Consider the following 19974-nt stretch of genomic DNA (forward strand, 5'->3'; position numbering starts at 1 on the left):
GTAAGCCTGCTGTTTTTCTCGGTTAGAACGCAACATATTTAACACCCTTCCGAACGGTTTATTTACTAATATTATATAATATTAACGCGGTGTCGTGTTGAATTAAATGTGCGAAAAATAGCTGTCGAGATTTTCTCGACAGCCTGAAGACATCTTGAATGATGTCTTCTTTTTGTGTTATTGATATTGCAAAAATAGAGTATTTACTCTAAAATTGATTTAGAGTAAATACTCTATTTTTTATGGAGGAAGTGTGAACCACCATGGGCTCCAAAACCAAAGACAAAATCATTCAGGCAGCTATCGATTTATTTAACGAATATGGAACGGGTGCTGTTTCTACGAATCGAATAGCTGGTGAAATCGGGATCAGTCCAGGCAACCTGTACTATCATTATCAGAATAAAGAAGATATTATCCGCGCCATTCTTCAGGTTATGATTGCGGATTGGGATCGGGTGTGGCTTTCTTCCAAGGAGGACCACATGCCTTCCCTGGGCGATCTGGAGGATATTATCCGGCTTAACCTTCAGCTTCAGCTCCAATATCGTTTCTTTTACCGTGAATTAATTCCTTTGATGAGAGCGGATCCGGAACTGAAGGTTGTTCATCAACAAATCCAGACGCAGCGGATAGGCGAGTTGCAGCAGTTCTTTCAAGTATTTGTGGATGCCGGGGTCTTTCGATTACCTGAGTCCGTAGCTATGGAATCGTTATTGACGTCCTGTTGGATTATTAGTAACTACTGGTTGTCTCATCTCGAAAGTGGCGGTGTAAGGGCCGATGAAAGTCAGATCGAACAGGGAATCGCGTTGATTCTGTCCGTACTTCATCCCTATATTCCCGCGGTAAATGACGCCACTAAACCTGAGGGGGATAACAAATGAAGAAGATTGGGAAAGAACCCGGCTTAGCCGATAAGCTAATGACAACAAACTCATCCAGAAGAGATTTCCTTAAAAAAGCGGGTGCCACTTTTCTTGCCATTTCTTTTGGTGGATTGTTGTGGAGGGCTGTGAATCAAGGAGTATTCAGCTCGGGGAAGGGACCTGCTTATGAGTTATGGTCACTTGATGAAGCGTCCCCCTTATCTGAGCCCATGGCATTAGTCCATGCAGCTACGCTTGCATCCAATCCTCATAACACTCAACCGTGGCTATTTAGGGTGTCGGAGACTTCGATTGAGCTTTACGCCGATCATACGCGCACACTCGGGACGATGGATCCCTTGTTAAGAGAAATGCATATGGGTCTTGGTTGTGCGCTGGAGAATCTGATGCAAGCAGCCGGCGCGAAAGGGTATGTTCCGAAGCTGACCTATTTTCCAGATCCTCTGGACATGGGTTATATCGCGAATGTACAGCTGATTTCCTCAGGTAAGAAAACAAATTCGTCCCTATATCAGGCCATACCTGGGAGGCATACACATCGGGGTGCTTATGATACGGACCGTGCAGTAGCTTCCGAAATGTTAGAACAGATGAGCATGCTTGGAAATGATCTATCGAATGTGACACTGACCTGGCTGACTACAAACGATGAGAAGAGCAGGGCTGGAGAGTTAGTGATTGGGGCAACCGAGGCTATCATCGCAGATGACGAGATGAGCCATGATAGCAACCGTTGGTTTCGTGGGAATTGGGATGAGTTACAGAAGAATCGGGACGGGCTGACATTAGATGCTCAGGGTGGACCGGCATGGATCCGGGCGGCTGGGAAAATGCTGCCAAGTGTTTCTCACGACAGTGCAAATCAGTTCTGGCTGAAATCTACGCGACAAACACATGTTCAAACGGCAGCTGCCTATGGACTGCTCACGACTGCGGACCTGAACAATCCGGTGGATCGGGTAAAAGCGGGACGTTTCTGGCAGAGGCTTCATCTGAAAGGGACAGCTGAGGGCTTGGCCTTGCATCCATTGAATCAGCCGATGGAGGTGAGAGATCGGGAGCTGCAGCTTAAGAGCAGGAATCGACCTTTTGGCCGGCAGCTTACAGAATTAACAGGCACCTTGGTAGGGGAGCCAGTATTCCTGTTTCGTATCGGTTATCCCTTGACCTCGGTTTATCCGAGTCCCCGCCGTGACCTTAAGGATGTCATCATAAAGTAAACGTACAATCTTAAGGGATGTGGTTTTTTTATCTCAAGTGTGTCAAGATAAATGGAATATAAGCGACTGGGGGAACGGACGGCATGATCTATCATATAATTTCTAAGGAAGCCTGGATGATAGCACGAGAGAATAGATTGTACGAGCCGCCGAGCTTACAGACGGACGGATTCATCCACTGCTCCACAGAGGAGCAAGTCAGCGGAGTAGCCAATACGTTCTACACGGGCAGGACGGATCTATACGTTTTGGGTATTCAAGAAGATCAGGTGGAAGCGGAGATTGTATATGAGGACTTATATGAGATGAACCAATTGTACCCGCATATATATGGAGGGCTGAATCTGAACGCCGTCCAGAAGATGTATCGTTTTGAGCCGGATGAAGAGGGGGTATTTGCGTTTCAGCCTTCTGCCGAGCTTGAATATAGTGGATAGACCGTGATATGAATTTTAACTTGAAACCAAGGAGGAAACGCAATGATACTCGAAGTGGCCATGCTGCAAGTGAAACCAGGACTTACGTCAGATTTTGAACGCAATTTCCAAATCGCCTCAGGGATCATATCCAAGATGGAGGGGTATATCCACCATGAGTTGAAGCGGTGCCTGGAGGATTCGCACAAATATGTTCTATTGGTGAAATGGGAGACGCTGGAGGATCACACGATAGGTTTTAGGGGATCCGCCGAATATCAGGAATGGAAAGAATTGCTGCATCACTTTTATGATCCATTCCCCGTCGTTGAACATTTTGAAGATGTGTACATAAAGTGACCGTTAAGGCAGGTGTTGGAGATGAGCCTGGAGGATCTTATAAAAGAGGTTTACGGCAGCCCGCCGCTGAAGATCGAACCCATGTCATTTGGCCATACCAATCAGGTATATAGTGTGACATTATCCGATGAGCAAATCATTCTCAGAACCAATGACAAGCCCGGCGTCCTAGAGCATACAGCGGACAATATTGCGATTCTTTCTTCATTAGGCTTGCCGGTACCGAGTGTGATCCGAACGGATGTGTCCATGGAATTGGTCCCCTTTGCTTATATGATACTGGAGCACTTCCCCGGACGGGACCTCCGATATGAGCTTGAGGGAATGACGCATGAACAAATGACTGAACTTGCCCAGCAGATCATTTCATACCAACGCAGCGTGTCAGAGCTTCCCCGAGGCACCGGATTCGGATGGGTTCCAATTGGAGAGCAGGGGCCCTTCTCAACCTGGACTCAGATCATCGATCGTGATATCCGCCAGCATATCGATCACATAATCGATGATGTTACTCCGGAGACTATCGTCCAATTGCAACACATGAAGCAGCGTTACACGCCTTATTTTGACCAAGTGGAGCCCATCTGTTTCCTTGATGATCTTACGATCAAGAATGTAATTGTGGCCCAAGGCAAGCTTCAGGGTATCGTTGATTTTGATTGGGTATGCTACGGGGATCCGCTGTACATGATTGCCCTCACCCAGACGGCGGTGGTCTCCGATATTGGAGAGCAGGGGATGCCCTACGTGGAGGCGTTATGCAGGCATTGGGGAATGGAGCAAGAACAGCGGGCGCTAATTGATTTCTATTCTGTTATTCATGCCCTGCAGTTTATCGGCTTTCATAAAAAGGAGCAGAACGAAGTCTGCAAGCAGCGAATGCTCTCATTCCTATTAGAAAAAATCAACCGCGATACAAACAGAACCGCATGAGCTTAAGGAGCCCATGCGGTTCTTGTTATCTTATCGGGAGGTTGGTGCAAATCCCACTCGAGGTTTGTCTCGTTCCTTGGTATTCACGGAAACGTAGCGGATTGCGGTTAACGGTACATACAGCATCTCATATTCGTCCTGGTACCGGATAAATTGATCGCCTACTTCCTCCAGCGTGCCGTTTCGCACATAGCTTCCATCCGTAAAATAAATGCTCACTTCCTGATTGAGCAAACTTTTCAGCATATACGTTCCACTCCTTGTGAATAAAATAGAGTATCGGGTCTAACGGATCAGGCCATTATATACGATTAGCGTCACAGTTTCGTGACGATATCGTCAATGATGCCGTATTCCTTCGCTTCTTCCGCCGACATAAAATAATCCCGCTCCATATCCTTTTCGACGCGTTCGACGGATTGACCTGTCCGCTCGGATATAATCTGTGCCAGCTTCTCACGGGTTTTCAGAATGCGTTTTGCCGTAATGGCAATATCGGTAGCCTGCCCTTGCACACCACCCAGCGGCTGATGGATCATGATCTCGCTGTTCGGCAGCGCAAGTCGTTTGCCTTTGGCCCCGGCCAGCAGCAGGATCGCGCCGTAAGAAGCGGCAAAACCGGTGCAGATGGTGTTGACTTGAGGTTTGATGATCTGCATGGTATCGTAAATGCCAAAGCCCGCGGATACCGAGCCGCCCGGACTATTGATATACATGTGGATATCCTTCTCAGGATCCTCAGCCGCCAGAAACAACAGCTGTGCGATAATGCTGTTAGCGATGGCGTCATCGATGGCTGCACCCACAAACACGATCCGATCCTTCAGCAATCGGGAATAAATATCGTAAGATCGTTCGCCCCGGTTGGTTTGTTCTACAACATAAGGAACAACATTCATGGTTTCATCCTCCATATTCGTTAGGTTTTCAGGTTTCAGCAAGTAAACGAAGAGGCAGCCGCAAAAGATACGGAGAAACCACGAAATAAATTGTTCGAAAATCAAAGTAACGAAAAGATAACTTCATTCGTTTACATATAAGATATCTGTATCGAGATTAGGAAAGGAGTTGGCTTCCGATGACGATATTTCGACCGAGCGTTACCCCTCCGGCTGATCTAAGCTTTGAGGAAATGAATGCTACCCTGCACAGATATTGTCTGTCCCTCACAAACTCCTCATGGGATTCCGATGATCTGGTGCAGGACACTTGGATCAAGGCACTGGAGCATCTGAAGCAGCGGAGCCATGTCAACCACGAAGCGCTGCTGCTGCGGATTGCCAAGAATACATGGATTGACCGGGTTCGCCGGGATCAGATCTATAGACGAATTCTGGATGAGAAGCTGGAACATGTTTTGCCTAGGGAAGAAGCGTCGAACGAGGACAGCAAACTGAACATCGAGTTCGCTTTTCAATGGCTGCTGGAACACTTGTCGCCCCTGCAGAGAACGGTGCTGGTGCTCCGTGAAGTGTACGAATATTCTGTTTCGGAAACTGCGGTGAAACTGAAAACGACGGAGGGAGCGGTGAAAGCGGCCCTTCATCGAGCTCACAAAGTGCTGCAATCGCTGGATCCGGAGGAAGAGGAACTTGAATTGGCTATGCCGGAAGACGAGGAGATGACCCTGAATCTTCAGGCATTGGCAGAGGCATACCAATCCGGGGACGTTGAAGCGGTCGTGAGGCTTATTCAATGGAATAGCAGTGAAGCATCAGCCATCGGCTGCATGGTTCCGATGCAGGTTGAAACACCGAGCGCAAGTTATATGATGTACGGCGGATATTCGTCCGACATGAGAATGGCCGCGTAAAGCGAAGATTCGAGCAGGTTGATCATACATTTATCGGGAAGGCCGGAGCAGAGGTTGCTCGGGCCTTTTTTTTGATGCAACATAACAATGAAAAAGACGACACGAATCTCCGTTCATCATATCGTCATTCAGCGCTTGGCGGATGTATAATATAAACCAAGTAGAACCGTTAGGAATGAGGGGTTAGGTTGCAGACCGAAGTGAAGTTGTACACCATGTGCATGATACAAGACGGAAGCAGCGTTCTGCTGATGAACAGACCGGATGCCAAAGGATTTCCCGGATATATTGCGCCCGGCGGCAAAGTGGATTTTCCGGAAAGCATTGTAAACGGAGCCATTCGGGAGGTGCGGGAAGAAACCGGCTTGATTGTAAAGGACATCGTCTATAAAGGCCTGGAGGAATCGTGTGAGCCGAACACAGGTCTACGGTACATGGTGTTTAATTATTTGGCCACCTCCTTTGAAGGGGAATTGCTGGAGCATCCCCCTGAAGGAGAGCTGTTATGGGTGGACCGGGATGAGGCATTAAAGCTGCCTATGCAGGATTGGTTTAAACGCCGGTTTCCGTTGTTTTTTGAAGAAGGTACGTTTGAATTAAGCGAGATTTGGGACGAGAAGACCGGGATTGTTCTGGATGAAACCATCAAGCGGTATCCGGCGAAATCACCTCAGGCGGCAGGGATCGTTGATTAACGAAGGGAGCGGTGTTCATGATGGTCAGGGCGGTGTTCTTCGATTTATTCGAGACGTTAATTACGGAATTCGCAAACGGCAAGCGGGTGTCCAAGAGGTCCTATGATTATATGAATAGACTCGGGCTATCCGAAGCGGAGTTTAAACGGGAGTGGAGCATCCGGTTTGAGCAAAGAATGAATGGTCATTTTCCCAACTATCACGCGGTGATCCGGGATATCCTTGATTCCCGGAGTTTACCTTATCATCAGGAACATGTAGAGTTTCTCTACCAGTCGAGAGTCAGCGAGAAGAAAATCCCTTTCAATACGATATCGAATGAGATCTGCAGGATGCTGGATCTTTTGCGTGAAAGGGGTCTGAAGGTGGGCTTGATCAGCAATTGCTCGGAAGAAGAGGTGATTTCTTTTGGCCAGAGCGGATTGGCGCCTTACTTCGATGACGTTATCTTCTCATATGAAGTTGGGGTAGCCAAACCGAACCCGGAAATCTATCGATTGGCTTGTGACCGGTTGTGCGTAACACCACAGGAATCTCTGTTTATCGGGGATGGCGGTTCAGATGAGCTGAGAGGCGCCAGCAATGCCGGTCTTAGGCCATATCACGCCTATTGGTACAACACGTTTATTGAGAGCGAGCATGAGAAGATCCATCAACCGCTGCAAGTGCTGGATCTTATCGAATCTTCTATTAAAAAGGAGTCGCCCAACAATGAAACTGCAGGCCATTAACCATCTCTGTTTTTCTGTTTCGGAATTGGAACGGTCCATCGCTTTTTATAGGGACGTATTTGAAGCCAAACTTCTGGTTAAAGGGAGAAAGCTGGCATATTTTGATCTGAACGGACTGTGGATTGCTTTAAATGAAGAAGATGTCGACAGGAGCACCTCGAATAGAACATATACGCATATTGCCTTTACTATGGAAGAGGAGGAGTATGAAACAACGCTGCTTCGTCTGCAAGCGCTCCAGGTGGAGATTTTGCCGGGAAGGGCAAGGGAGGAGAAGGACAAGAAGTCGATCTACTTCCTGGACCCGGATGGGCATATGTTCGAGTTTCATACGGGCTCCATGAAGGACAGGCTGGACTATTACCGCGCGGATAAAGAGCATATGACCTTTTACGATGCCGAATAGTTAGGGGAACGAACGATTCCAATTGCAGATCGAGGAGATGAACCGATGAACCTTGCCAACAAAATAACGATAGCCAGAATAATGCTGATTCCATTATTCATTCTTTTTTTTGCTGAGTATCCGCTATGGCTGACCGAGAACAGCCGCTTCTTCGGATTTATTCATGTTTATGGAACCTACATCGCGCTGGGCGTGTTCATTCTTGCTTCGGCTACGGACAAGCTGGACGGTTACATCGCGAGGAAATACAATCAAATCACGAATCTCGGAAAACTACTGGATCCGCTCGCGGATAAACTGCTTATATCGGTTGCCTTAATCATGATGGTTCAATCAGGGATGGTTGCGACGTGGATAGCCGTTGCCATCATTGCGCGGGAATTTGTGATCACAGGGCTTAGGATGGTTGCATCCGAGCAGGGAATCGCATTGTCCGCTGACAGTCTCGGCAAATTGAAAATGGTGCTTCAGGTGATAGCCATTGCAGCGGTATTGCTGGATAATTATCCGTTTCAGCTCGTCACTATGATTCAAGTGGATGAATTTCTCATGCTTGCAGCAGTCGCCTTGACGATATATTCGGGCATCCATTATCTGTTGAACAATTATAAACTCATAAAATTGAGCTGATTTAAGCAGGATGAGCGTTACCCCGGCTTGACTGATAGGGACAGCTGTCCATTTTATCACGCCGGATTTTTTTCGAGATCCGGGGCTGGGAAAATATCCTACTTTGTGCCTATTTTGGCGTCAGAAGGTAACGATTTCATCCGGGACTGTCGATATAGAGATAGACTGAAAAAAAGCCTGAGAGACAGAAGGTACAAAGGAGAGAAATAAATGAGCTTAAACAGAAAGACAACGAAGATGTTTCTTGTCGTTGTGATGATGTTGGCGATGGTTTTTCCAACCAGCGTATTCGCCGCCTCCGGGGACGTAACGTCGATTGAATTTGATACGAACGAGAGCAAAATTTACTTAACCGTTAATGAAACCTCGGAACAACTTCGAGTATTGGCTAACATTGAAGGCTCTTCTACGAAGAAGGATGTAACCAATGAGTCGACGTGGACTTCGTCCAACACGAGAATTGTAAAGGTTGACGGTGGACTTATCATTCCACTGGAGAAAGGTACAGCCCGAGTTACGGCAAAATACAAAGGCGCGATCAAGACGATTGACGTCGACGTTAAATTTGCCATTGACGAGTTTAAACTGGATCAGCCCAATAAAGTGGAGCATAAGCTTGGAACGGAAGGTCTAACCGTTAAAGCCTTGGCTGACGGAACAAACGACGTAACCACGGAAGCGAAGTGGACCACTTCCGATGACAGCGTTGTAAAAGTAAGCAAAGGCGAACTGACCCTTGTGGGTCTGGGAAGCGCAACCGTGACTGCGGAATACAAAGGACTCAAAGCTTCCTTCACGGTGAAAGTCATTGCACCTTACCAAAAGCTTGCGATCGTTCCGGGTGAAGATCTGGAGCTCTTGGTTGGCGATGCGCCTGTTGAGCTGAAAGTATTCGCTAAGCAGTCGGAGACCGATACAGGTATGGACGTGACGGATAAAATAGAGTTGAAATCGTCCAATTCTTCCGTAGCTACAATTGAGGATGGCAAGCTAAAGCCGGTTGCGTTGGGTAAATCTACGATCAGCGTGAGCTATCTGGGTTCAACGGCCAAATTGGATGTGTATGTGCGCAATCCTTATGAAGCTTTGATTCTGGATCAGACGGATTTTATCAAGAATCCGGTTCTGTTCATGAATGATTCGATTACGGTACAAGCCAAGGTTCGCAACGCGGCTTCGCAATCCATCGACGTGCCCGGGGAATGGACCTCATCCAACCCGCTGGCTGTTTCTGTTAATGGTGGCGTGATTACAGCGAGAGCTTCGGGAACCTCTACCATTAAAGTTAGTTACTTGGGAATCAGTAAAGAATTCTCGGTTAAAGTATATCCGACCGTGACCAAGTTTGAGGCAGCTGATACGGAAGTGGATGTGCTGAAAGGCGAATCCAAGTCCTTCCCTAAAGTGACGGGAACGCTTCTGGACGACGAGAAAGAGGACTTCAGCAGCGCGGTTAACTGGACTTCCAGCGATGAGAAAGTGGTAACGACCGAAGACGGCAAAATCAAAGCCATCGACGCCGGTACAGCAACGATCACCGGTAAGATCGGCTCCAGAGTAGTAGCGACGGTGCCGGTTACCGTCAATGAAAAAGTGCTGGTACTTCTGCCGGATGTAGAAGAGTATCAGCTGGTTATGGGAAGAAGCATTGCGCTGCCGAAAGTAAATGCTGTATTTGAAGATGGCACGGAGAGCGATGTGACCTCTTCCGTTGAATGGTCACTGACGGGCTCTGCAGCTGTCATTAAAGACGGTACGATCAAGGGCTTAACGAAAGGCTCGACGACACTGAAAGGCACTTACCTGAATAAAGAAGTCAAGATTCCGGTCGTGGTGGAACAGGAAGTTGTGAAGATCGTTGTAGAGCCGGAGAATATCGATCTCAACATCAAGAAATCCAAATCGATTAAAGTTACAGGCTATTACAGCAACGGCAAAACGGTTTCGCTCTCATCCAAGATGAATTGGAGTTCTTCGGACACTGCGATTGTGACGGTATCCAGAACCTCCGTTAAGGCGGTTGCCGAGGGTAAGGCAACGATTACGGGTTCATACCAAGGCAAAGAAGTTACCGTTAAGGTAAACGTGGTTCCGAAAATGAAGAAATTGATTGTCAGCGAGAAGAAACTGAACTTGAAGCCCGGTGACGTCAAAACCGTTACGGTTACGGCCGAATTCGATACCGGCGCGAAAATAAATGTTGGAGACACCGCCGTTTGGACAACCAGCAACTCCAACGTTGCCAAAGTAACGAACGGACGTATTGAAGCGATCGCGAAGGGAACCGCCCGCATTAAAGGGCAGTACAATTCAAAGACCGTATCCATTACCGTCTCTGTCAAATAGGACAACAGATTAGCAGTAGCCCGGCTTTTTAGAAGCCGGGCTGCTGTCTTTTCTATGGACTGGGCCGTTCTTGGTCATTTTGAAGCTCCTGCAGCTTGTTTTGAAAATATTCCTGGTTCGCCAGTATCGTTTCATCGCCTGGACGATAGACAAGCGCCTGCTCATTATGCTGATTGGCAAGAGCATGGGCTCCGATCCGGTCGTAACAAACGGCCAATTGCAGGTGAGGCAGCCAGGTGGAGAAGGAGGGGTTGTGAAATCCCATATAACCCGGAGGCAGCTCAAGCTCGGTCGCCAGTTTATACCAGTAAATGGCCGTATCGTAGTTGTTTTTCACGAAAAAATGGTAACCAATGCGGCAGCAGAATTCGGACCGCGGTGGCGCATAATGCAAGGATCTGATAGAGGATTCAAAAGAGGCTTGCCCATTTCCGAGCTCGTGATGGCAATCGGATAGCCTGCTGCAGGCCGTGAGTATATCCTCAATCCAGCCCTGTTCCGTATGTAAAAATTGTTCGTAATAATCAATAGCTTTCTCGAATTGGCCGTGATCCTTCAATTCATTCGCATAATAGAATAAATCTCGTGGCGTGAACGATTCGCCAGCCGTCTCACGCTTCTCGTAGATTCTAAGATTCCGGCCGGTATCGGGGTCGTGCTTCGAGCTGAGATGGGTAACCGCGATATCGCTATTGATAATATTGCCGTAGACCTCTAGATACTCATGGACGGGTCCGATCCATCGGAAGCCTCTGTTTCGCTTCACAAGACGGTTGCGCCGGAGACTGAAGGTGACATTGCCAAATTCGTCCGAACTTAAATGGTAGAGCATGGTTACGGAATCGATGCCGGATGTAAGGTTTTCTTTAAGCGTTTTTAACTTGAGCTGGTCTTCTTCCAGCAGTATGTCGTCAGCATCGAGCCACAGGATATAGTCCTGGGTAGCCTTACTAAAAGCGAAATTACGCGCAGCCGAGAAATCGTCAATCCACTCAAAATCAAAGATGAGCTCTGTAAAGGATTGAGCGATTTCTTTTGTACGATCGGTAGATCCTGTATCGACAATGATGATCTCATCCACGATGTCGGCAACACAGGATAAACAGCGGTTTAACACGAGTTCCTCGTTTTTTACGATCATGCACAGGCTGATAGTGTTCAATGAAATTACCCCCATGTATGGTTTTGATTCATAACAATATGCCAGATATATATTCAAGTCAGCTTACGAAATGAACCTTATACAGGAAGCTGTTTGAAATTTGGTCTGGATTTAACATATCCCCTAATGGTAAAATCTTCACTAATTTGGATAGCAAATCATAGACGGTGCAGAAAGAAGGGGTAGAGGAACATGAAATCTATAAACGTGCTTCATTACGATGCATTCTCCGTGCAGCCTAACAAGGGGAATCCTGCTGGGGTGGTTCTGAATGCAGATGATCTGACGGAGGAGGAGATGCAATCCATCGCTCGCAGCGTTGGATTCAATGAAACCACCTTTATCTTACAATCAGAGCAAGCAGATATCAGATTGAGGTATTTTACTCCGGGCCATGAAATGAATTTATGCGGCCATGCCACCATGGCATCCATGTATGCTTTAAAAACCAGGGGACTGCTGCCGGAAAAAGAAACCGTGTGGATTGAGACCAAGGTGGGCAGTTTGCCTATAGAATATCAAAATGCCGAGGGCCTGTTAACCATGAAGATGAAGCAGGATCACCCTCAATTCATATCCTACGAGGGTGATGTAGACCGTCTAGCATCATCGATAGGTCTGAAACGTGACGATTTGGACTTAAGTATGCCCATCGTTTATGGAAGCACGGGGATTTGGACATTGTTGGTTCCGATAAAAGGGTTGCATCATTTTGACCGGATGGTGCCAGATAATGCAGTGTTCCCGGACATTTTAACCGAAAACCCCAAGGCCTCACTGCATCCTTTTTGCCTGGAAACGATGGATGCGTCTTCGTTCATGCACGCGAGACACTTCTCATCGCCGTATTCTGGCACCATTGAAGACCCGGTAACTGGAACTGCATCGGGGGTAATGGGAGCTTATTATTTGACGTATCTGAACCCTGAGTTATCCTCCGCTCGATTTAGTATTGAACAAGGCCAGGAAATGGGGAAAGACGGTAGAGTGCATGTTCATGTGAACCGTCGTAAAGAGACCATGGATGTCTATATTTCCGGTACGGCGGTGTTTGTAAAAGAATTCCAGGTTAGCTATTGATGGATGACCATCGAATGATAGAGCCATCGACATAAGTTAATTCATACAAGGAGTGCGACCCATGCAGGAACAAGAAGAAATAAAGATTTATCCTAAGGTAACCAAAATGCTAGTGGGCTCTTTGGCGTTTGTGCTGCTAGGTAGTGGATTGGTATACGGCGGGGTGACGTCGGACAACATGGTTATCGCCATTGTCGGAATCATCTGTGCGTTGTTTTTTGGCGCGGGGCTGGTGTTTGCCGTTACCAAGCTGTTCCAATCGGCTCCGGCACTCTTGATCCATAAGGAGGGGTTCGTCGATAAATCCTCTTATGTGAGCGCAGGAGCCGTCGCGTGGGACGAAATTAAAAATATTCATATCTATCAGATCAAGAATGAGAAATTCATAGGAATTGAAGTTTATGATCCTGACTATCTGATGTCCCGGCACCCTGCCTGGAAGCGGAAGCTCATGCGTATGAATAAAGGCATGACGGGCTCTACGATTCATATTTCTGCATCGAGTATCTCCGCTAATATATACGAACTGTTCCCTTTGTTGTATCGAAGATGGAATGCGTCCAAATCGAACCCGGATCAGATGCTGAAGGAGGAGAACATGTTATGAGAACATTTAAGCCGGAAATGACTTTGGATATGGCGGTAAGCCATCTGAAGCATATTGAAGGGGAATCGGTAATGAATGTCACCCCCATCGAGATGGGCGAACTGAGCAAGGTGTTCAGTTACCGCAAGGGCGATGCCGATTATGTCATTCATTTTAAGGATAATGAGGATAGCCTTCATAAAGTGTTCAAAATCTACGATATGTACGGTGAACAATCCTTGCCCATTCCCCGTATCCACAAGGTAGGGAGAATGGAGAATATTCATTTCTCCATCTCGAACAGAGTATCCGGAACGCCGATAAGTGCTCTTGAACCGACGCAAATTCGAGCGCTCATCCCCGACATTGTCCATCAATTCATGCGGATCCGTCAGGTACATGTCGCGGATTCCCATGAGGGTTACGGCTGGATTACTCCGGAAGGCAAGGCTGTCCATCGTTCATGGCTGGATTACATCACGTCTGTTTTCGATGAGGAGCAAGAAGGCTTCTACCATGGATGGCACAATCTGTATGAGAACAGCTTTCTGGAAAAAGAGTTTTTTGAAGAAATCTACCTAACGATGATCGAACGGGTTCGCTATTCGCCTCCGGAGCGGTATCTTGTACATGGAGATTTCCATTTGGGTAATATGCTGGGAGAGAACGAGAACGTTACGGGGATCGTGGATTGGGAGATGGCCATGTTCGGCGACTTCATGCTGGATGTTTCCGTTCTTCATATGTGGTACCCGATGCTGGAGTTTCCAAGTAGGCTGCAGCAAGCCCTGGAGCAGCAAGGCATAAGTATTCCATATTTTGAGGAGAGACTGTTAGGCTATCAACTGTTCAAAGCGCTGGACGGACTCCGTTTTTATGCGAAGAAGGATGATCCCCACAGCTATCAGTATATGAAAGACAAAATTATATCTCTATTAAATCGATAGATCCCTACGGGGGTCTTTTTTTATAAGAGAAATGTGTGAAACGGAATAGATAACTGACGAGTCCAGAATCATTGGCCAAGAATATAATGGACTAGGTTTAGTTGAAGGGTGGGAACGTCATGCAGCATACCGATCGGGTAAGGAGCCGTGTACCGGATGGCACTCTAATTAGGGGCTTGTATTCTGCTGTTTATTTGGTTGAGCATGGCAAGAAACGGCCCATTAGCGATTTGGCGACTTTCCATTCGTACGGATTTACCGCGAAAAGCATGGTGGAATTGAATGAGTCGGTACTCGAAGAAATGGAGACCGGGTCACCCGTGAATATATCCGGGGATTTCATCATGAACAGTCCTTCAACCCTTCTAGTAAAAAACAGCGGATCGGAAATCTATCTGTGGAGCGATCGGCGTCTTCATCCGATTATTTCCCACGAAATGTATCATAGGCTCCATTTTAATTATTCCAGCGTTGTCATCTTGCCGGACGAACTAATCGCTATACTCCCTCAAGGGGATATGATTCATGATGCATCCTTGCTCACGTCTTTTCTTATTAACGGCAGAGTATACAGCGCTCCGAATGGGTCGATCTACTATGGGGAGCGGCATATGCTGCGGAAAATCGGAGGACCCGCCATCTTTGCTTTCTATCGGTGGAGAGTTGAAGAGATTGTTCATTTAACTAGTGAAGAGTTCCACAACTGCCGAATAGGGGAGCCGATCCTGTAAATAATTTCGCAGTATTAGAAGCTGTTTATGACGAGGTTTTTTCGGAAAGGGTGGGGTGCTTGAAGATATTGCTCGTGACGATATTCCTGATTCCTCATGTCGGTGGACTATGGAAGTATATGCTACAGATCAAGCAGGGGCTTGAGGCATTGGGGCATGAGGTCGACATGGTCGGTGACAGAATTGATTGCTTTTATGTGTATGGAGATGAGAACCGGAAGGTGTTCAAGAGTCATTATAAACCGATGTTGGAGGCGAATCTCCCAGCAGCATCCCCTATATTCTCGGATAATTGGGTCAGGCATGCTGAATCTGAGCGGTTATGTTTGGAGCTAACGCTTTCTTATTTGGACTTGGAGCAATACGATGTCATCCATGCACAGGATGTGCTGGCTGCGGCAGCCGTCAGTCGGGTGAAACCTGCGGGCATACCCTTGGTAACCAGCATTCATGCTTCCGTGGCACTTACTATTTTGAATATGGTCCAAAATGATCAAGGGATTAAACCTTCCAGCCCATTACTTGTCTGGAATTATTATAAATCGATTGAGAATATCGGGGGCTCATCCAGCGATCAGGTGCTTCTGGCTTCCGAATGGCTGAGGGATGTCGTGGTATCGTACTTTGGTCTGCCAGTATCCCGGATCTCATTGATTCCCTATGCGATGGATATTCCAAGCTTCGAAGACAGGTTGAAGAAAGAGCACGAACTGACTCGACCCGTGGACAAGAAAGTGATCATCTGCACCTCCAGACTCAGTCATGAAAAGGGAATTCACGTGTTGTTGGAAGCCTTGGGCAAACTCCATGCTTTTCGTCAGGACTGGGAGTGCTGGCTTGTTGGAGACGGAGATCAGCGTGCATTGTACGAATATCGCGTTGGTCAGTTGGGTATGACGGGGGCAGTCCGTTTTTGGGGCTCGCGTGACGATGTTCCTGCGTTGTTAGGGCTGGCAGATATTTTTGTTATGCCAAGTCTGATGGAGACCCTCTCCTATTCTGTGATGGAGGCGCAGATTGCCGAATTGCCGATCGTTTCTTCGGATGCGGGCGGTCTTAAGGAAGCAGTACAGCATGAGGTGAACGGCCTTCTCTTTCAGACCGGGAATGACGATATGCTTACTGCACGTCTGAATATGTTGCTGGAAGATGAAGCGTACCGTAGGCTTCTAGGTAAACAAGCGCGGAAATGGGCATTGGCTCATCGTGGTCTGGATTCCATGGTGAAGCGAATATTGGAGGTTTATCAAAAAGAGATAAGCAAGGCCCAGTAACCTAGGAAAGGGAGGAAGGACCATGCATTTGATAGAGGTACCCGGAGACCAGTACAGTCATTTGTTTCTGGTCAATCAATTCCCTTCGTCATTCATGGTGAATCAAATGGTGTGGGAGCAAACAGTAAGCCGGCTTCCTAAGGATTATTTCATACCGGATTACCGGATTATTAATATGATGATGAATATGAAATAGAATGATCGAATGGAGGTATGGGAATGGGAACATCTAACTGGCAGAATTTATCTTTTTGTGTGGATCTGATCCGGTATATATCTCCGAAGTCCGTACTGGATGTCGGCGTTGGATTTGGCCGTTGGGGAATGATCTGCCGCGAATATTTAGATGTTTGGGAAGGGCGCGTATTCCGCACATATTGGGATACGCGAATCGAAGGGATTGAAATTTATCCGGTCAATATTGATTCATATCATTCCTGTTTCTACAATATCATCCATGTTGCGGATGCATTCGATCATATACAAACGGAGGTTCAGCCAGGACAATTCGATCTGATCATTCTGGGTGACGTTCTGGAGCACTTTACAAAAGAGCGGGCGCTTGTGCTGCTGCAGACCTGTATTGAAAAATCCCGCTTTGTCCTGCTAAATATCCCGATTGGAACAGACTGGCCGCAGGGAGCAGTGTACGGTAATGATTTCGAAACCCATTTGAGCACATGGACAACGGAGGAGCTGGATCTGCTTCCCGTAGTCGACAAAAGGCATTTTAGGGATTACATTAACCGTGATTTCTCCACGTATTTGTTTTCGATGCCAGGCAAGTAAAAGAGAAGGGAGGTTTACGCGATGTCACCTGAAGCACATCTGCAGACCATGGTTACGAAAGTACCGCTGGAATTGTTGTTTACGGATTTCATAGATGAAGAACATAAGACCGTATTAATTCCACACTATACGGAAGCCTGGTATGACGTCCACAAAAGATACGGGGATCTTCCCATCAATCGTTTGACGCCTCATCTGCAATTGTTCCGTTACCTCATGAATCAAGGGGAATACCCGAAATTGTATCTGGACTGGCATGCCTCCATATTTATCACCCGTGATTTGGAAGTACCTATTTCGGATAACGATCTATTGGAGCAGCGGCGCATACAATATGTCACGATGGCTGCCTTGTTCGCCAATGATAAGGATCATTTCAACGAAGATCCGATTCTGGTCCAATATAACAGGAAAGGCGGTTATTTTCACGTGAAAGACGGCCACCATCGAGCCATCTTTCAATACTGCAGCGGAGTTAGGCAGGTCCCGGCTCGAATGAACGTTCGCGACTATGAGGAGTGGAAGCATACGGATGCTGTGAACCAGGTAACCGAGGTCTTTTCCCGCCATCTTCGAACCCTGATTTATACACCGATTTTGAATCCTCACTTCATGCATTTGAAGAGTGAACGGGATGATGTCTATCCGACCCGTATGGATCTGATTATGGAGTATCTGGGTTCCTCATCCGTTCGAGGAAAAAGGGTAATCGATATCGGCTGCAACATCGGATTTTATGCCAGACACTTTACGCGTCAGGGGGCTATCGTCACCGGTTATGAGCCAATGGCTGAGCATTACGAGCTGGCAAGGCAGCTGAACGTTCTCGAACGAGTTCATTTTGATCTCAAGGAGGGGCGGTTTGAACGCTCAAGTCTTACGGAAACATATGATATCGGGTTGCTTCTAACCGTATTCTATCATGTGATGGACGATCTGCCGGCGCGGGAAGCATTTCTGAGGAAATTAGACCAGAGTGTTACAGGGGTTCTATTTTGGGAATCCGGAGCCGAGCCGGAGAAGGAGAAGGCTATTTTGATTAATGGAACGCATTTTGACAGATATAAGAAATTGGGGGATACCGAAGGGACCGGGAAGAAAAGAGAATTTGGTGTTTTTCTGAAATCATCATACAAATCCGGCAGCGCTATATGAATGGAACATCTTCTATAAGGAAGGTGTTTTCTTTTTATTCTTTACTGAAAAATGATATATTGTAAGAAACAAATAGATAAAATGGGAATTTATAATAGGGATAAAACATAGAGAAATGAGCTGATTCTATTCTATGAAAAAGATCGTTCTGGCTGGTGGAACAGGTTTTATCGGAACTTATCTTGCGAAAAAATTCACGAATGAGCAGCAAGCACAAGTACTTATGATATCCCGACGGAAGGGCCATATCCCATGGAACAATCAAGAAGCGATCGTCGCTGCTCTGGAGGGGGCGGATATGCTGATTAATCTTGCAGGTAAATCGGTCAATTGCCGTTACGATGAGGAAAATAAGAAGCTGATTCTGAAATCAAGAATAGATACAACGAATATACTCGGCACGGCTATCGAGGCATGCCGTACTCCTCCTCGTACATGGTTTAATTCTAGTACGGCCACGATTTATCGCCACGCTGAAGATAAGCCGATGACGGAGGAACAGGGTGAAATCGGGACAGGTTTCTCGGTTGAGGTTGCCAAGGCATGGGAGCGCGCTTTTTTCTCGTTCTCACTGCCTCAAACAAGACAAATCGCTTTACGCATTGCCATCGTGCTGGGACCGGGGGGCGGCGTCATGACGCCTTATGTTAACTTGGTAAAATACGGACTCGGTGGCGTTCAAGGTACAGGCAAGCAAAAGTTCAGCTGGATTCATGTAGAGGATTTGTATCGTATGATCCTGTTTTTACAAGAAAGAGCAGAGCTGAGCGGGATATTCAATTGTGCCTCCCCTCATCCGGTTACGAACAAGGAACTAATGGAGCAGCTTCGGCTTGCATTGAATCGCAGAATGGGATTGCCATCACCCAAATGGCTGCTTGAACTGGGAGCCCGGCTGATTCAAACCGAAACGGAACTCGTGCTGAAGAGCCGATGGGTCATTCCGGACAGACTCTGCAAGGCAGGATTTCATTGTACATATGATACGCTGAATAAAGCACTGGCTGACATCTTGAAGCGATAAGTGGATTTTAACGCCTTGGTGGATTACGCATTGTAAAAATGATTGCATATGGAAACGGAACGGATAGAATGAATTTATTAGATGAGAGAGGGAGTGTACTGTAATGAATTCTGCGTTTACGATTATGGAGGTCGACCAATTAGAAAGCGAGACGCATCATCAATTAACGGAACTATTGATTCGGGTAGTAGAAGATGGGGCATCGGTAGGATTCTTACCGCCGCTGTCTTACGATGAAGCTTTCGCTTACTGGGAGGATGTGCTTGGCCCAGGGGTTACCCTGTGGGTTGCCGTACAGGATGGGCAGGCGATTGGCACGGTTCAGCTGCAATGCGCCATGAAGGCAAATGGCAGACACCGGGCCGAGGTAGCAAAACTGATGGTGGATCCTGTATCTCGCCGCGGAGGTATCGGCAGAACGTTGATGCTTCATCTGGAGCCGAAAGCCAAGGCAGAGGGTAGAACGTTGTTGGTATTAGATACCCGGGAGGGGGACCCCTCCAACAAGCTGTATCAGTCTCTGGGTTACATCCAAGCTGGGATTATACCCGATTATGCCATATCCTCTAACGGCGAACTGGACGGGACGGTGCTGTATTACAAACGTATCTAAGCCACGAAACGGAGGGGTTGGATGGATCAAGATGAGCGATTCTATCGCAAATGGACTCAGATCCGGGCGAAGGGGAGAGCATGGAGAGATCAAAATACCCGTTATGACAATTTGACCCGGTCTTATGAGAAACAGCGGAAGAAGAACTTGCCGTAGCGGCGAGTTCTTTTTTG

The 19974-nt window shown here is 47.1% G+C and carries 25 protein-coding genes; 22 read left to right on the forward strand and 3 right to left on the reverse strand.

Features of this window, described 5'->3' with window-relative positions:
* Positions 1-263: 263 nt before the first annotated feature.
* The 5 genes from ACPV3A_RS15070 to ACPV3A_RS15090 all read left to right on the forward strand — a co-directional run bounded on the left by ACPV3A_RS15070 (position 264) and on the right by ACPV3A_RS15090 (position 3819).
* Positions 264-887: a TetR/AcrR family transcriptional regulator gene (locus ACPV3A_RS15070; RefSeq protein ID WP_220684501.1), complete on the forward strand. Its 624-nt coding sequence runs from the start codon at positions 264-266 to the stop codon at positions 885-887.
* The gene (locus tag ACPV3A_RS15075; protein ID WP_426200124.1) at positions 884-2110 is read left to right on the forward strand and encodes an Acg family FMN-binding oxidoreductase; all 1227 of its coding nucleotides are present in this window, start codon (positions 884-886) and stop codon (positions 2108-2110) included. Before ACPV3A_RS15070 ends, ACPV3A_RS15075 begins: the two co-directional genes overlap by 4 nt.
* A gap of 83 nt (positions 2111-2193) precedes the next feature.
* Positions 2194-2547, forward strand: coding sequence for a DUF952 domain-containing protein (locus ACPV3A_RS15080; RefSeq protein WP_426200125.1), 354 nt, complete (start codon positions 2194-2196; stop codon positions 2545-2547).
* A 42-nt stretch (positions 2548-2589) separates the two neighbouring features.
* On the forward strand, positions 2590-2886 hold the full coding sequence (locus ACPV3A_RS15085; protein WP_071219926.1) for an antibiotic biosynthesis monooxygenase family protein: 297 nt from the start codon (positions 2590-2592) through the stop codon (positions 2884-2886).
* A gap of 21 nt (positions 2887-2907) precedes the next feature.
* The gene (locus tag ACPV3A_RS15090; protein WP_220687359.1) at positions 2908-3819 is read left to right on the forward strand and encodes a phosphotransferase family protein; all 912 of its coding nucleotides are present in this window, start codon (positions 2908-2910) and stop codon (positions 3817-3819) included.
* A gap of 30 nt (positions 3820-3849) precedes the next feature.
* Here ACPV3A_RS15090 and ACPV3A_RS15095 read toward each other — a convergent pair whose 3' ends face one another.
* Both ACPV3A_RS15095 and clpP read right to left on the reverse strand, forming a co-directional pair.
* A complete protein-coding gene (locus ACPV3A_RS15095) occupies positions 3850-4065 on the reverse strand; it encodes a hypothetical protein (RefSeq protein ID WP_071219928.1) in 216 nt (71 codons plus the stop codon).
* A 71-nt stretch (positions 4066-4136) separates the two neighbouring features.
* The gene (gene clpP / locus ACPV3A_RS15100) at positions 4137-4733 is read right to left on the reverse strand and encodes an ATP-dependent Clp endopeptidase proteolytic subunit ClpP (RefSeq protein WP_074961827.1); all 597 of its coding nucleotides are present in this window, start codon (positions 4731-4733) and stop codon (positions 4137-4139) included.
* Between the two features lie 164 nt (positions 4734-4897).
* On the opposite strand from clpP, the gene ACPV3A_RS15105 reads away from it, so the two are divergent.
* The 6 genes from ACPV3A_RS15105 (at position 4898) to ACPV3A_RS15130 (ending at position 10440) form a co-directional block, all read left to right on the forward strand.
* On the forward strand, positions 4898-5632 hold the full coding sequence (locus ACPV3A_RS15105) for a sigma-70 family RNA polymerase sigma factor (protein WP_194543694.1): 735 nt from the start codon (positions 4898-4900) through the stop codon (positions 5630-5632).
* 215 nt (positions 5633-5847) lie between these two features.
* Positions 5848-6327, forward strand: a complete 480-nt coding sequence (locus ACPV3A_RS15110) for an 8-oxo-dGTP diphosphatase (RefSeq protein WP_194544882.1) — start codon at positions 5848-5850, stop codon at positions 6325-6327.
* Positions 6328-6344: 17 nt separating this feature from the next.
* On the forward strand, positions 6345-7058 hold the full coding sequence (locus tag ACPV3A_RS15115; protein WP_194543693.1) for an HAD family hydrolase: 714 nt from the start codon (positions 6345-6347) through the stop codon (positions 7056-7058).
* The gene (gene fosB / locus ACPV3A_RS15120; protein WP_194543692.1) at positions 7039-7464 is read left to right on the forward strand and encodes a metallothiol transferase FosB; all 426 of its coding nucleotides are present in this window, start codon (positions 7039-7041) and stop codon (positions 7462-7464) included. The genes ACPV3A_RS15115 and fosB overlap by 20 nt, the downstream gene beginning before the upstream one ends.
* A 45-nt stretch (positions 7465-7509) precedes the next feature.
* Positions 7510-8094 (forward strand): CDP-diacylglycerol--glycerol-3-phosphate 3-phosphatidyltransferase, encoded by a 585-nt coding sequence (gene pgsA / locus ACPV3A_RS15125; RefSeq protein WP_194543691.1) that lies wholly within the window; start codon positions 7510-7512, stop codon positions 8092-8094.
* 210 nt (positions 8095-8304) lie between these two features.
* Positions 8305-10440: an Ig-like domain-containing protein gene (locus tag ACPV3A_RS15130; protein WP_194543690.1), complete on the forward strand. Its 2136-nt coding sequence runs from the start codon at positions 8305-8307 to the stop codon at positions 10438-10440.
* Between the two features lie 52 nt (positions 10441-10492).
* Here ACPV3A_RS15130 and ACPV3A_RS15135 read toward each other — a convergent pair whose 3' ends face one another.
* Positions 10493-11602: a glycosyltransferase gene (locus tag ACPV3A_RS15135; RefSeq protein WP_194543689.1), complete on the reverse strand. Its 1110-nt coding sequence runs from the start codon at positions 11600-11602 to the stop codon at positions 10493-10495.
* Positions 11603-11794: 192 nt separating this feature from the next.
* Here ACPV3A_RS15135 and ACPV3A_RS15140 point away from each other — a divergent pair, with 192 nt between their 5' ends.
* The 11 genes from ACPV3A_RS15140 to ACPV3A_RS15190 all read left to right on the forward strand — a co-directional run bounded on the left by ACPV3A_RS15140 (position 11795) and on the right by ACPV3A_RS15190 (position 19957).
* On the forward strand, positions 11795-12682 hold the full coding sequence (locus ACPV3A_RS15140) for a PhzF family phenazine biosynthesis protein (protein ID WP_194543688.1): 888 nt from the start codon (positions 11795-11797) through the stop codon (positions 12680-12682).
* 61 nt (positions 12683-12743) lie between these two features.
* Positions 12744-13289, forward strand: a complete 546-nt coding sequence (locus tag ACPV3A_RS15145) for an STM3941 family protein (RefSeq protein WP_426200126.1) — start codon at positions 12744-12746, stop codon at positions 13287-13289.
* On the forward strand, positions 13286-14215 hold the full coding sequence (locus ACPV3A_RS15150) for a phosphotransferase family protein (RefSeq protein WP_426200127.1): 930 nt from the start codon (positions 13286-13288) through the stop codon (positions 14213-14215). The genes ACPV3A_RS15145 and ACPV3A_RS15150 overlap by 4 nt, the downstream gene beginning before the upstream one ends.
* Before the next feature lie 119 nt (positions 14216-14334).
* On the forward strand, positions 14335-14946 hold the full coding sequence (locus tag ACPV3A_RS15155; protein WP_426200128.1) for a hypothetical protein: 612 nt from the start codon (positions 14335-14337) through the stop codon (positions 14944-14946).
* A gap of 59 nt (positions 14947-15005) precedes the next feature.
* On the forward strand, positions 15006-16220 hold the full coding sequence (locus tag ACPV3A_RS15160; RefSeq protein ID WP_426200129.1) for a glycosyltransferase family 4 protein: 1215 nt from the start codon (positions 15006-15008) through the stop codon (positions 16218-16220).
* Between the two features lie 22 nt (positions 16221-16242).
* On the forward strand, positions 16243-16416 hold the full coding sequence (locus tag ACPV3A_RS15165; RefSeq protein ID WP_194543683.1) for a hypothetical protein: 174 nt from the start codon (positions 16243-16245) through the stop codon (positions 16414-16416).
* 23 nt (positions 16417-16439) lie between these two features.
* A complete protein-coding gene (locus ACPV3A_RS15170) occupies positions 16440-17009 on the forward strand; it encodes a methyltransferase domain-containing protein (RefSeq protein ID WP_426200130.1) in 570 nt (189 codons plus the stop codon).
* A gap of 21 nt (positions 17010-17030) precedes the next feature.
* Positions 17031-18164: a class I SAM-dependent methyltransferase gene (locus ACPV3A_RS15175; RefSeq protein WP_426200131.1), complete on the forward strand. Its 1134-nt coding sequence runs from the start codon at positions 17031-17033 to the stop codon at positions 18162-18164.
* 133 nt (positions 18165-18297) lie between these two features.
* On the forward strand, positions 18298-19188 hold the full coding sequence (locus ACPV3A_RS15180) for a TIGR01777 family oxidoreductase (RefSeq protein ID WP_426200132.1): 891 nt from the start codon (positions 18298-18300) through the stop codon (positions 19186-19188).
* A gap of 103 nt (positions 19189-19291) precedes the next feature.
* Positions 19292-19801, forward strand: a complete 510-nt coding sequence (locus ACPV3A_RS15185) for a GNAT family N-acetyltransferase (protein WP_220684513.1) — start codon at positions 19292-19294, stop codon at positions 19799-19801.
* 21 nt (positions 19802-19822) lie between these two features.
* Complete coding sequence (locus ACPV3A_RS15190; RefSeq protein WP_426200133.1) at positions 19823-19957, forward strand: hypothetical protein; 135 nt, start codon at positions 19823-19825, stop codon at positions 19955-19957.
* Positions 19958-19974 lie beyond the last annotated feature (17 nt).

This window comes from Paenibacillus sp. Dod16, assembly GCF_049893405.1.
In the GTDB taxonomy this organism is placed as follows: Bacteria; Bacillota; Bacilli; order Paenibacillales; family Paenibacillaceae; genus Paenibacillus_AQ.

Bases quoted from the DNA above. Each gene is read 5' to 3' on its own strand.
- ACPV3A_RS15070 (WP_220684501.1), top strand. From the start codon at position 264: ATGGGCTCCAAAACCAAAGACAAAATCATTCAGGCAGCTATCGATTTA.
- ACPV3A_RS15075 (WP_426200124.1), top strand. From the start codon at position 884: ATGAAGAAGATTGGGAAAGAACCCGGCTTAGCCGATAAGCTAATGACA.
- ACPV3A_RS15080 (WP_426200125.1), top strand. From the start codon at position 2,194: ATGATCTATCATATAATTTCTAAGGAAGCCTGGATGATAGCACGAGAG.
- ACPV3A_RS15085 (WP_071219926.1), top strand. From the start codon at position 2,590: ATGATACTCGAAGTGGCCATGCTGCAAGTGAAACCAGGACTTACGTCA.
- ACPV3A_RS15090 (WP_220687359.1), top strand. From the start codon at position 2,908: ATGAGCCTGGAGGATCTTATAAAAGAGGTTTACGGCAGCCCGCCGCTG.
- ACPV3A_RS15095 (WP_071219928.1), bottom strand. From the start codon at position 4,065: ATGCTGAAAAGTTTGCTCAATCAGGAAGTGAGCATTTATTTTACGGAT.
- clpP (WP_074961827.1), bottom strand. From the start codon at position 4,733: ATGGAGGATGAAACCATGAATGTTGTTCCTTATGTTGTAGAACAAACC.
- ACPV3A_RS15105 (WP_194543694.1), top strand. From the start codon at position 4,898: ATGACGATATTTCGACCGAGCGTTACCCCTCCGGCTGATCTAAGCTTT.
- ACPV3A_RS15110 (WP_194544882.1), top strand. From the start codon at position 5,848: ATGTGCATGATACAAGACGGAAGCAGCGTTCTGCTGATGAACAGACCG.
- ACPV3A_RS15115 (WP_194543693.1), top strand. From the start codon at position 6,345: ATGATGGTCAGGGCGGTGTTCTTCGATTTATTCGAGACGTTAATTACG.
- fosB (WP_194543692.1), top strand. From the start codon at position 7,039: ATGAAACTGCAGGCCATTAACCATCTCTGTTTTTCTGTTTCGGAATTG.
- pgsA (WP_194543691.1), top strand. From the start codon at position 7,510: ATGAACCTTGCCAACAAAATAACGATAGCCAGAATAATGCTGATTCCA.
- ACPV3A_RS15130 (WP_194543690.1), top strand. From the start codon at position 8,305: ATGAGCTTAAACAGAAAGACAACGAAGATGTTTCTTGTCGTTGTGATG.
- ACPV3A_RS15140 (WP_194543688.1), top strand. From the start codon at position 11,795: ATGAAATCTATAAACGTGCTTCATTACGATGCATTCTCCGTGCAGCCT.
- ACPV3A_RS15145 (WP_426200126.1), top strand. From the start codon at position 12,744: ATGCAGGAACAAGAAGAAATAAAGATTTATCCTAAGGTAACCAAAATG.
- ACPV3A_RS15150 (WP_426200127.1), top strand. From the start codon at position 13,286: ATGAGAACATTTAAGCCGGAAATGACTTTGGATATGGCGGTAAGCCAT.
- ACPV3A_RS15155 (WP_426200128.1), top strand. From the start codon at position 14,335: ATGCAGCATACCGATCGGGTAAGGAGCCGTGTACCGGATGGCACTCTA.
- ACPV3A_RS15165 (WP_194543683.1), top strand. From the start codon at position 16,243: ATGCATTTGATAGAGGTACCCGGAGACCAGTACAGTCATTTGTTTCTG.
- ACPV3A_RS15170 (WP_426200130.1), top strand. From the start codon at position 16,440: ATGGGAACATCTAACTGGCAGAATTTATCTTTTTGTGTGGATCTGATC.
- ACPV3A_RS15175 (WP_426200131.1), top strand. From the start codon at position 17,031: ATGTCACCTGAAGCACATCTGCAGACCATGGTTACGAAAGTACCGCTG.
- ACPV3A_RS15180 (WP_426200132.1), top strand. From the start codon at position 18,298: ATGAAAAAGATCGTTCTGGCTGGTGGAACAGGTTTTATCGGAACTTAT.
- ACPV3A_RS15185 (WP_220684513.1), top strand. From the start codon at position 19,292: ATGAATTCTGCGTTTACGATTATGGAGGTCGACCAATTAGAAAGCGAG.
- ACPV3A_RS15190 (WP_426200133.1), top strand. From the start codon at position 19,823: ATGGATCAAGATGAGCGATTCTATCGCAAATGGACTCAGATCCGGGCG.